General features: G+C 69.2%; 11 protein-coding genes. 9 read left to right on the top strand and 2 right to left on the bottom strand.

Annotated elements, in window-relative coordinates:
- Positions 1–42: 42 nt before the first annotated feature.
- Positions 43–1,527 (bottom strand): amino acid permease, encoded by a 1,485-nt coding sequence (locus QCD75_RS15330; protein ID WP_301230084.1) that lies wholly within the window; start codon positions 1,525–1,527, stop codon positions 43–45.
- Positions 1,528–2,061: 534 nt separating this feature from the next.
- Between QCD75_RS15330 and QCD75_RS15325 the strand changes: the two genes are divergently transcribed.
- The 7 genes from QCD75_RS15325 (at position 2,062) to QCD75_RS15295 (ending at position 7,360) form a co-directional block, all read left to right on the top strand.
- Entirely contained in the window at positions 2,062–2,703 is a 642-nt protein-coding gene (locus QCD75_RS15325) for a response regulator transcription factor (RefSeq protein ID WP_367400660.1), read from the top strand.
- A complete protein-coding gene (locus QCD75_RS15320) occupies positions 2,700–3,917 on the top strand; it encodes a sensor histidine kinase (RefSeq protein ID WP_301230082.1) in 1,218 nt (405 codons plus the stop codon). The genes QCD75_RS15325 and QCD75_RS15320 overlap by 4 nt, the downstream gene beginning before the upstream one ends.
- 140 nt (positions 3,918–4,057) lie before the next feature.
- Complete coding sequence (locus QCD75_RS15315) at positions 4,058–4,363, top strand: hypothetical protein (RefSeq protein WP_301230080.1); 306 nt, start codon at positions 4,058–4,060, stop codon at positions 4,361–4,363.
- 1 nt (position 4,364) lies between these two features.
- Complete coding sequence (locus tag QCD75_RS15310) at positions 4,365–5,321, top strand: FAD:protein FMN transferase (RefSeq protein ID WP_301230078.1); 957 nt, start codon at positions 4,365–4,367, stop codon at positions 5,319–5,321.
- Positions 5,314–5,871, top strand: a complete 558-nt coding sequence (locus QCD75_RS15305; protein ID WP_301230077.1) for a ferric reductase-like transmembrane domain-containing protein — start codon at positions 5,314–5,316, stop codon at positions 5,869–5,871. The genes QCD75_RS15310 and QCD75_RS15305 overlap by 8 nt, the downstream gene beginning before the upstream one ends.
- Positions 5,868–7,121 (top strand): NADH-ubiquinone oxidoreductase-F iron-sulfur binding region domain-containing protein, encoded by a 1,254-nt coding sequence (locus tag QCD75_RS15300; RefSeq protein WP_301230076.1) that lies wholly within the window; start codon positions 5,868–5,870, stop codon positions 7,119–7,121. Before QCD75_RS15305 ends, QCD75_RS15300 begins: the two co-directional genes overlap by 4 nt.
- Positions 7,118–7,360 (top strand): ferredoxin, encoded by a 243-nt coding sequence (locus QCD75_RS15295; RefSeq protein WP_301230074.1) that lies wholly within the window; start codon positions 7,118–7,120, stop codon positions 7,358–7,360. Before QCD75_RS15300 ends, QCD75_RS15295 begins: the two co-directional genes overlap by 4 nt.
- A gap of 54 nt (positions 7,361–7,414) precedes the next feature.
- Here the strand turns inward: QCD75_RS15295 and QCD75_RS15290 are convergent, their stop codons facing one another.
- Complete coding sequence (locus tag QCD75_RS15290; protein ID WP_301230072.1) at positions 7,415–8,080, bottom strand: class I SAM-dependent methyltransferase; 666 nt, start codon at positions 8,078–8,080, stop codon at positions 7,415–7,417.
- A 206-nt stretch (positions 8,081–8,286) separates the two neighbouring features.
- On the opposite strand from QCD75_RS15290, the gene QCD75_RS15285 reads away from it, so the two are divergent.
- Together QCD75_RS15285 and QCD75_RS15280 are read left to right on the top strand one after the other, a co-directional pair.
- Positions 8,287–8,676 (top strand): hypothetical protein, encoded by a 390-nt coding sequence (locus QCD75_RS15285; RefSeq protein WP_301230070.1) that lies wholly within the window; start codon positions 8,287–8,289, stop codon positions 8,674–8,676.
- 326 nt (positions 8,677–9,002) lie between these two features.
- Positions 9,003–10,886: a DEAD/DEAH box helicase gene (locus tag QCD75_RS15280; protein WP_301230068.1), complete on the top strand. Its 1,884-nt coding sequence runs from the start codon at positions 9,003–9,005 to the stop codon at positions 10,884–10,886.
- Positions 10,887–11,050: the final 164 nt, after the last annotated feature.

Raw genomic sequence — 11,050 nt, 5'->3', positions numbered from 1 at the left:
GCCGCCGGTAAGGCGGCCGGGTTCCCGGGGGATGGGTGCTGCTTAGCCCGCTACCGGGACTGACTCGGCGTCGCGGACGGCTTTCCATTCGGCGATCCGGGCCTGCTGCAGGGGCGTCTGGCGGTTGAAGTGCCAGGCCGCGCCGAGGAGTAGGAACCAGACCGGGGTTACCAGCAGGGCGAGCCGGGTGTCGTCGGCCTGGCCAAGTGCCACCAGCATGAAGCCGAAGAAGGCGAGCACGACGTAGGGCATGAAGGCTGAACCCGGCATCTTGAACTTCGACGCCGCATGCAGGGCGGGCCGGCGGCGGCGGAACACGATGTAGCTGATGAGGATCATCGACCAGACGAACATGGTCAGGACGGAGGCCACCGACGTGACGATGGTGAAGGCGCCGATGACGGAGTCGCCGGCGTAGAGCAGGACCAGCCCGGCCAGCAGGAAGATGCAGGAGAACAGCAGGGCGTTCTGCGGGACCTTGCGGGAGCTCAGCTTCCCGAAGGCCTGCGGGGCGTTGCCGTCCTGGGCGAGGCCGTAGACCATGCGGGAGGTGGAGTAGATGCCGGAGTTGGCACTGGACGCGGCGGAGGTCAGCACCACCAGGTTGATGACCACCGCGGCGATGCCCAGCCCGGCGAGCGTGAACATGCCGATGAACGGGCTGCTGGCCGGGTCGATGCTGTGCCAGGGGTTGACGGCCATGATGACCACCAGGGCGCCAACGTAGAAGAGCAGGACGCGGACGGGGATGGAGTTGATGGCGCGCGGCAGGTTCTTCTCGGGATCCTTCGCTTCAGCGGCGGCGGTGCCCACAAGCTCGATGCCGGCGAAAGCGAAGATGGCGATCTGGAAGCCGAGGACGAAGCCGAACATGCCGTGCGGGAACATGCCGCCGTCGTTCCAGAGGTTGGACAGGCTGGCCACCGCGCCGTTGGGCGAGGTGAAGTGGGTGGCGATCATGACGATGCCGGTGATGATGAGGGCGAGGATGGCGACCACCTTGATGATGGCGAACCAGAATTCCGCTTCGCCGAACGCCTTGACGCTGGGCAGGTTCAGCAGAATCAGCACCACCGGCGTGATCAGGGCCGGGATCCACAGCGGCGTGCCGGGTGCGAGCTTGTCCACGTACCCGGCGATCGCGACGATGTCGGCCACACCGGTCACCACCCAGAAGAACCAGTAGGACCAGCCGGTGAAAAAGCTCGCCCAGGGGCCCAGGAGGTCGCCGGCGAAGTCGCTGAAGGACTTGTAGTTCAGGTTGGAGAGGAGGATCTCGCCCATGGCCCGCATGACGAAGAACAGCATGGAGCCGATTATCATGTAGACGAAAATGACGGACGGGCCGGCCAGGGAAATGGTTTTCCCGGAACCCATGAACAGGCCGGTTCCGATCGCGCCGCCAATGGCAAGCAGTTGGATGTGGCGGTTGCCCAGGGCGCGGGCGAGATGCGGTTCGTTGCGCTCGCCCTTCGTGGCAGATTCCGAATCGGTGCTCTTGGGCACCAAAATTGTGCGTTCAGTCATCAGGCTTCTTTCCTTGTCCCAAGCGGCAGGTGGCTCAGCTGTGGTGCCGCGGCTGCGGCCGCGCGGATCCGTCGCAGGTGTGACGGAGGTAACAGTTCGGGCCGGTTGTTCAAGAGTAGGGCCAGGATTGCGCCCCTTCCGCGGGGTGCGGAGTGACCCGGGCGCGGCTGTTTGCTGGCGGCCGGCGGCGCTGCGTTCCGCCAGCCGGGTCCCGCTCCGGCGGCGGAAAAGGGGCGTTTCCCGGCGTCAGGGCCGGATTCTGCGACGCCGGCGGCGGCCGCCTGCCCGGGCCTCTGGTGGGGCGCGGGGTGGCGGGCGGCCCGCAGGGCAGTTCGACACTCGTCGAGTGTCGCCGCCTCAATCGTCGTCCGGTGTCCGCCGTCACTTTGCTCAGACCGCCGGCCACCCTGCCGGACCGTTCGAGCCGCACACCGTTCCTCCGCCCGGCTCCGGCGGAGGTGCCGGACCTATACTTCACAGCATGAGCGTTGGGTACTTCACAGCATGACGGCGGTTGGGCCGAGGGTGCTGCTGGTGGAAGACGATTCCAGCCTGGCCGCAATGCTCACCGAACTGCTCGAGGGCGAGGGCTACACCGTGGTGCTGGCCCAGGACGGGCAACGCGCCCTGCACGAGGGGCTCAGCCGGGAATTCGACGTGCTGCTGATGGACCGGGGGCTCCCGGCCATCGAGGGACTGGACGTCCTCGAGCGGCTTCGGGGCCGCGGTGTGGCCGCCCCCGCGCTGATACTCTCCGCGCTGAGCAACCCGGCGGACCGGGTCGAAGGACTTGACCGGGGCGCCGAGGACTACCTGGGCAAACCCTTCGACGTCGACGAGCTCCTGGCCCGGTTGCGGTCGCTGCTGCGCCGCCATACTGTGCTGGCCGGCGCCGTCCGTGTGCCGGGCGGCATGCTGGACATTGGCGGGCGCACGGTCACCGCAGGCAACGGAACGGTCATTATCCTCTCCGAACGGGAAAGTGAGCTGCTGGCCCAGCTGGCCCGCAGCCCCCGCCAGATCTTCACCCGGCAAGGACTGATCCACTCGGTTTTCCCGGAGGCCGACGACGACGGCGTTGTGGACACCTACGTGCATTACCTGCGAAAGAAGCTGGGCCGGTCCTCGGTGCTGACTGTCCGCGGGGTCGGCTACCGGCTCGGGGAGCTCGGTTGAGGCCCCGCGCCCGCACGGACTCGAAAGGCGCGGTGGCGCGGCTTGCCGTCCAGTTCGCTGCGCTGATGGTGGTTCTGCTCGCGCTCATGGGTGGACTCATGTACTCGGTGGTGGCCGCCGGCGCCGACGAAGCAGACAACCGGAAGCTGATGGGAGCTACCCAGATTGACTCGACCCGGGACGCCCCGTTGGACGTCTTCGTCGCCATCTCCGGCAACGGCCAGCTGACCGTTTCACGCAACATGCCGGCGGGCCTGCCCGACGTCGCTGCCATCGCCCGCGTGGCGGAGTCGCGGGGGATCGAGCGCGGGAAAGTCCAGATAGCCGGCAGGAGCTATGTCGTCTTTACGGCGTTCCACGACGGCAGGGTTGTCCAGGCCGCCGTCGACCAGCGCGAAAGGCAGGAGGAGGCGGACCGGCTGATCCTCGCGCTGGTGATTGCCGGAGCGGCGGCAGCCGTTCTGGCTTCGGCCGCTTCCGTGTGGATGGCCCGGCGCGCCATGCGTCCCCTGGTGGAGAGCATGGCACTCCAGCGCCGGTTCATCGCCGACGCCAGCCACGAGTTGCGAACTCCGCTGACCCTGCTGAGCACCAGGGCGCAGCTCCTGCGCCGGCGCCTGTTGCGTCCCGGCGCGGCTCCGGCACCCCAGGAGACCGCGAAAGGCGTCCAGGGCATCGTCGATGACTCAAAGCTGCTCACGGGGATCCTGGATGACCTGCTGATGGCGGCAGACCCCCGGGGGGCGGCGGACTACACCCCGGTCAACCTTTGCGCCGTCGGGGCAGGCGCCGCAGCCCCGGCCGGAGGACAGGCGGAGTCGCAGTCCCTCCGGCTGGAAACAGATTTTCCCGCCGGGCCCGTCGTCGTCCGCGGGTCGGCAGTGTCACTGGGCCGGGTCTTCACCGCGCTCATTTCCAATGCGCTGGACCATGCCAGGACCACCGTCCACGTCACGGTCAGCACCCGGGGCAGGGACGCCGTCATCCGGGTCGCCGACGACGGGGCCGGCTTCGCCGCCGGGGCCGAAGCCCGCGCCTTTGAACGGTTTGCCTCCGCCCGCCCCGAGACTTCCGCCGCGGGGACGCCACGCCATTACGGGCTGGGACTGGCACTCGTGGCCGAGATCGTCTCGCTGCACGACGGAACCGTCAGCGTGGAGCCGAACCCGCCGGAGGGCGGGGCAGCGATTGTTCTCACCCTGCCCCTCGCCTGAGCGCCTCGCCGGCCGGCAACGGCACCCGGAAACCCAAAGCGGGGCGACAGCATCATCTAAGAAACCTCAAAGAATCCGCGAGGAGTATTGGGATAGCGGGGTTCTCACCGCGTATTACCGCGGAACACTAGGAGCAGGCCATGGACACTCGAAGAAACGGCAAACGGCTCGCCGCCGGCATCACCGCCACCGTCGCCCTGGGCTGCCTTGCCACGGCAGGAATCGCCTCAGCCGTCGTGTACGCCGCCACCCCGGGCACCAAGGCTGCGGCCGCCACCACCACCTCCGGCTCCACAGGGTCGTCGTCCAGCGGGTCATCGTCATCTTCCGCCGGGGGCGGCACTGCGAAAAGCAACAGCGGCCGCCAGCCCAAGAGCTACTCCGGCATCACCCCCGTCCAGCCTGGCAGCGGCGGAGCCGTCCACGGCAAATCATCGGGGTCCTGACATGGTTGCCAGCGAGTCATGGACCGTCTGGGGCATGGAAGCCGGCGTCACCGTCACCGATGCCGGCGCGCTCGCCGCAGCCGCAGCCATTGTCCGGCGGACCCTTGCCGACATTGACGATGCCTGCAGCCGGTTCAGGAACGATTCGGAACTGGCGATTCTCGGCCCCCAGCTTGCCGCGGGCGCCCGGGTCAGCCCGCTGCTGGCACTGCTCGTCGAAGGCGCCCTCGACGCCGCCCGGTGGACGGACGGCGACGTCGACCCGACCTTGGGCCGGGAGCTCGAAGCCCTGGGCTATGACCGGGACATCGTGAGCGTCAGGCTCTTCCCCGGCCGCGGCGTCGAGGAGGGTGCCGCCTCCGGGCTTCCCCCCGCGGCCCGGGAGGCCTCCGGCTGGAGCCGCGTCAGCCTTTCCGGGCGCACGCTGACAGTTCCCGCGGGCACCCGCCTGGACCTTGGAGCCACAGCCAAAGCGATTGCCGCGGACCGGGCCGCCGGTCAGGTGTACTCCGAGCTGGGCTGCGGCGTGCTGGTCAGCCTTGGCGGGGACCTGGCCTCGGCCGGACCCGCACCGGAAGGCGGCTGGCAGGTGCTCGTCCAGGATCTTGCGGACGATCCGGCCCAGCAGTTGAGCCTCGGCGCCGGGTTCGCGATGGCCACCTCCAGCACCCAGAAGCGGCGGTGGGAGCACGAGGGTGCTCAGGTCCACCACATCCTGGACCCGCGCTTCGGTCTCCCCGCCGAGACGGTGTGGCGCTCCGTCACCGTCGCGGCCCCGACGTGCCTGGAGGCCAATGCCTTCAGCACCGCCGGCGTCGTCCGGGGTTTCCGGGCCGTGGACTGGTTCCGGGGCAGGGGCATTGCCGGACGTTTCGTTGACCAGCACGGACGGACCATCGTCACCGGCGCGTGGCCCAGCGAGCAGCCTGCGGCATCGGGACGGCGCCACCATGGATGAAGCCATGTGGGCTTTCGGGCGGGTGAGCGGCTTCATCTCACTGGCTTTGTTTACCGCCACGGTGCTGCTGGGCATCCTGACCCGTTCCGGCAGGCCGCTCATTGCCCTGCCGCGGTTCTCTGTCACCCTCCTGCACCGCAACTTCGCCCTCCTCGCCTCAGTCTTCCTCGGCCTCCACGTGGGGTCGCTGCTGCTGGATTCCTACGCCAAACTGAACCCGATCGATGTCCTCGTCCCGTTCCTCGGCTCCTACCGGCCGTTCTGGCAGGGCCTGGGCACGGTCGCCCTGGACCTCGTGCTGGCCATTGTCATCACGGGCCTGCTGCGGCACCGCATCGGGCAGCGAACCTTCAAAGCCGTCCACTGGCTCAGCTACGCCATGTGGCCCATCGCCCTGGCCCACGCCATCGGCAACGGCACCGACGGGACCGGCAAATGGTTCCTGATACTGGCCGCAGCGTCGGTGGCGGCCGTCGGCGGCGCCGGCGCCTGGCGTCTTTCCGCCACCTTCCTCGAAACGTCCAAAGCCCGCCAAGGAGGCATGCCATGACCCCGCCTGACACCTCGCTGGCCGAAACTCTCCGTCCCCAAGCGCCGGCAGGGACGTTCAGGCTCTTCGCCGCCGGTGATTATGCTGGACTGCAGGAGCATCTCAGCGTCTTTGGGGCACTGGATACCGGCAGCATCGGGCCGGACTTCATTGGGGTGCTGGAAGCCTCCGGGCTGACCGGGCGGGGCGGCGCGGCCTTCGCGTCCTGGCGCAAGATGGCGGCGACCGCCGAATCCGGCTCCGCCGGAATCCTGCCTTCCCGGCCGGTGGTGATTGCGAATGGCGCGGAGGGCGAACCGCTCAGCTTCAAGGACCGGACGCTGCTGGCAAACTCCCCGCACCTCGTGCTCGATGGCCTGCTGGCGGCCAACCGCGCCGTCGCAGGCTCGCAGATGTACCTCTACGCCGCCCCGGACAGCCTTGCGGGAGTGGCAGGTGCCATTGCCGAGCGGCCGGACGCGCGCCGGATCCGGCTGGTGCCGGCGCCGGAGACGTTTGTCGCCGGGGAAGCCAGCGCCGTGGTCAATGCCATCGCCACCGGCACGGCACTTCCACTGGACAAGCGGCGCCGCCTGAGCGAAGCCGGCCTCAAAGGCCGCCCCACGCTGGTGCTGAATGTCGAGACGCTGGCCCATATCGGCCTCATCGCACGCTACGGCGCCGCCTGGTTCCGCAGCACAGGCTCACCGGCCGACCCCGGCACCCGGCTCCTGACGGTCTCCGGCCCGGGGCCGGTACAAGTGCAGGAAGTTCCCGGAAACGCCGCCCTCGGGACGATTCTCCACGACGCCGGAATTGACGCCCGTGCCCTCTCCGCCGTTCTGGTCGGCGGATACCACGGGCGTTGGGTCAGGCCGCTGGACTACCGGATATCGCCGTCCGGCCCGGACGGGCAGGCTGTCCGCCCCGGGGCCGGAGTCATCCTTGCGCTGCCTGCCGACCAGTGCGGCCTGGCGGCCACGGCGCGCATCCTGAACTATTTGGCGGGGGAGTCCGCCAAACAATGCGGACCGTGCATGTTCGGCCTGCCCGCCATGGCCGGCGTGCTTCACCGGATTGCCTCCGGCGAACCCAACCCGCAGCTGCCCCGGGAGCTGGACCGGCTGAGCAAACTCGTCTCCGGCCGGGGCGCCTGCCATCATCCGGACGGGACCGTCCAACTGGTCCATAGCGCTTTGGAGATCTTCGCCGACGACGTCAAGGCCCACCTCAGCGGCAGATGCATGCGCGAGGACGGGAGGACGGCATGAGCGACACGCTGCACATCGACTGGACCAAGTGCGACGGCCGCGGGCTGTGCACCGAGCTGCTTCCGGCGTTGCTGGCCCGCGACGACTGGGGCTACCCGGTGTCGCGGCGGAGCCGGTCCGGCAACCGCACCGACGTGCCTATCGGCGCGGACAGCTTGGACGCGGCGGCGGACGCCGTCAGGCTGTGCCCCCGGCTGGCCTTGTCCCTGGTGGGCGAGCGGACCAGCAGGCGGGCGTAGGCCGGGGGGCCGGCCCGGTGCGTCGGCCTGGGACCCCCCGGTGCGTCGGCCGGCCTAGTGGGCGGCGAGCCGGGTGGCGCGCAGCACCGCATCCGTCAGCGCGGCGGCCTCGCCGTCGGGTCCGGTGGCGCTGCGGTGCCGGGTGGCGACGACGTCGAGCCGCCACTCTGGCGCCTCGATCCCCAGCTCATCGGCCAGCTGCTCGGCTGTGTAGAACCTCTCCGCGTGATTGTGGTGCTCGCTCCACGGCGGCAGCCCGTCCGGGTGGTGGCCTACGATCAGCAGCGCTCCTCCGGTCCGCACCGCGGCGGCGGCCAGCTGCAGGGCCTGCTGCCAGGGCATCACGGTGGAATGCAGGAACTGGGCCGTGACCAGATCGAAGAGCTCCCCGGGAACCCAGGTGGCCAGATCCTGCTGCACCCACGTGATGTTCCCGACCTGCCCGCGCTCCTGCGCATGCGCTTTGGCCCGTTCCAGCGCGACGGCGGAGACGTCGAGCGCGGTGACTTTCCAGCCGCGGCTGGCGAGCCAGATGGCGTCCGCGCCCTCGCCGCAACCCAGGTCCAGGGCCGTCCCGGGGGGCAGGGGGGCGGCCTCGGCGATCAGCTGCGGATTCGGCTCGCCGCTCCAGATCCTGGCCCGGCTGCGGTACTTCTCGTCCCAGACGTGGGCCGCACTGGCGTTGCTGTCGTTGTCTTCGCGGTGCTCGTGCTCCGTCATCGTTGTCCTTGGGGGTCGTGGGGTGGCGGGTCGTTCCCCATCATGGCAGGGGAAGGCTCCGGGCGACACCAGTAAATCGGCTGCGCCCGGAACTGGACACACGAAGATTACGGCACGGAAACGCTCCCGAAACCTCGGTGGTGGAGTCTGGAGCCGGAGAGCGGAATGACACTGGGGTGAATCCGAATCCGGGGAAGGATCAGGCCATGACTGCAGAAGATGCGCGGCAGGTTCAATCGTGTGAGGAGCTGTCGGTGGGGGATCAGATCGAGGCATGGCATAACGGCAAACTCTTCCACCGGGGCGAGGTGATCCGGACCGTCGCGGCCACGGACCTGTTCTGGATCCTGGATGAGAAGACCGGAACCCGGAGGCTGATTGACGCCGAGGCGCTGGTAATCCTGCGGGTGGCGGTCCCGGCAGCCACGCACGGTTCCGGGGGCACGCGCGGTCCCGACGCCACGCTCGCGGTGGCCCCCATGCACGCTCCGGCGGCCGCAAACCGGGTCCCCGGGCGCCCGGCGCCGGACGCCCCGCCGGCCAGGGTGCTGGCGTCGCACGTCCCGCTGTTCCAGGCGCCCAGCCTGGTGCCCTGAGCGGGAGAAATCGCCAGAGGCCCCGCCGGATGATAGACTGAGGGAACTTGATGTGCAGTGATGCCCACTTTGGTCTTGAATGATCGGTCCGGTTCATCAACCGGTTCCCCTGCTGGATTCCCTCCGGAATCCGCCCGCAGGGAGTGGGACTTTTTCATGTGAGAGGCACATCCTGCGTCGATGAACGCGTTCTATTTGGTCCTGGCCTCCGCCTTAAATGGCAGCTGGCCGGTTGATCACCTGACTTTTCTTCGGCGAACCCCTGGGCCAACCGGCACCGGGGGCCGATATCCGCATGGATACCGCCTGAAAGACCTTTGAAACATATGACTACTTTTGCTGCCCTCGGCACGCCCAAGGTTCTCGCCGACACCCTCACCGCCCAGGGGATCCTGGAACCGTTCCCCATCCAGGTCAAGACCCTGCCGGACACCCTGGCAGGACGCGACGTCCTGGGCCGCGGCCGCACCGGCTCCGGCAAGACGATTGCCTTCGCCATCCCGCTTGTAGCACGACTCGCTGAGCGGGAAGCCAAGCACTTCCGCAAGCCCGGCCGCCCGATGGGCCTGGTCCTCGCACCGACCCGCGAGCTGGCCACCCAGCTCAACGCGACCATCGAGCCGATGGCCAAGGCCATGGGCCTGAACACGACCGTTATTTATGGCGGCATTTCCCAGGCCCGCCAGGAAAAGGCGCTGCGCGCCGGCGTCGACATCGTCATCGCCTGCCCGGGCCGCCTGGAGGACCTGATCCGCCAGCGCGTCCTGACCCTCGAAGGTGTCGAGATCACCGTCCTGGACGAGGCCGACCACATGGCCGACCTCGGCTTCCTTCCCGTGGTCAAGAAGCTCATGGACATGACCCCCAGCCAGGGTCAGCGCATGCTGTTCTCCGCCACCCTGGACAACGGCGTGGACAAGATCGTCCAGCGCTACCTGTCCAACCCGCTGACCCACGCCGTGGATGAATCACAGGCCGCGGTGACCACCATGGAACACCACGTGCTCGTCGTCAACGACCAGACCGTCAAGAAGCAGCTGATCGTCGAACTTGCCTCGGGTGCCGGCCGCCGGGTGCTCTTCATGCGCACCAAGCACCACGCCCGCAAGCTGGCGAAGACCCTGACCGACGCCGGTATCCCCGCCGTCGACCTGCACGGCAACCTGTCGCAGAACGCCCGTGACCGCAACCTGGCCGAGTTCTCCTCCGGCGAGGTCCGCGTCCTGGTCGCCACCGACGTTGCCGCCCGCGGCGTCCACGTCGACGACGTCGAACTGGTCATCCACGTGGATCCGCCCACGGAGCACAAGGCCTACCTGCACCGCTCGGGCCGTACCGCCCGCGCCGGCTCCGATGGCACCGTCGTCACGCTGACCCTGCCGGAGCAGCAGTCGGACGTCAAGAAGCTCATGAAGGCTGCCGGCGTCGACGTCAACTTCGAGCGCGTCACCGCGAACTCGCCGCTGGTTGCACAACTGGTCGGCGAAATGGCCGACAAGATCGATCCGCGCACCCGGGCCGCGCTCCTGGCCGCCAAGTCCAACCAGGGCGGCGGCAGCTCCACCGGCGCCAACGCGGAGCGCAAGCGGGCCCGCCGAACCACCCAGGCTGCACCCACCGCAGGTGGTCGGGGCGGCCGTGGCGGACGCGGACGCGTCGGAGCCGAGGCTCCCCGCACCGACCTTCCCCGTGCCGAGCGCCGTGCCGTGGCCTACGAGGGCCAGGCTGCCGCGCGCAACGCCGCAGAGCGCGTCATCGAGCGCAATGAGGACCGGCAGGATGCCGAGCGCGCCGAGCGCCGCAGCGTCCGCAGCCGCTCCACCTCGTACGGCACGCACCGCAACGATGTTCCGGCTGCAGGCGGCCGCGCTTCGGCCGGCCGCGGTTCCGACGGCCGCGCCGCAGAAGGACGCAGCGACGCCCGGGGCGCTTCGGCTCCCCGCAGCGGCGCACCCCGCACGGGCGGCGCTCCCCGCACGGGCGGCGCAACGGGCGGCCAGCGTGGCGGACGTCCGGCAACGGGCCAGCGTGCAGCTGCCGGCGCCAAGACCGGCTCCAACGCGGCCGTCTGGTCCTCCAACACCGGCGGCACCTCGGGCGGATCCTACGCAGGTGGCGGCAACGGCCGCTCCAGCGAAGGCCGTCCGGCACGCAGCGGCGGCCCCCGCCGCGCGTCCGCCCCGGCGTCGAACGAACGCCGCAGCCGCTAAGGTTTTGGTTTTCCGCTACGCAAAGTAGCTCGCGCTACGCGAAATGCCGGACGCTACGGGAATTCCGCAGCGACCGGCATTTCGCGCAGCGCGGACGACGAAGTGCAGCGCAATGCACCAAGCGCCGCGCAATGCACGAACCGCAGCGCCATGCACAAAGCGCA

Source organism: Arthrobacter sp. PsM3 (genome assembly GCF_030433895.1).
In the GTDB taxonomy this organism is placed as follows: domain Bacteria; phylum Actinomycetota; class Actinomycetes; order Actinomycetales; family Micrococcaceae; genus Arthrobacter.
Note: the sequence above shows the minus strand (reverse complement) of the source record. Positions and strands in the feature narration are given on the sequence as shown.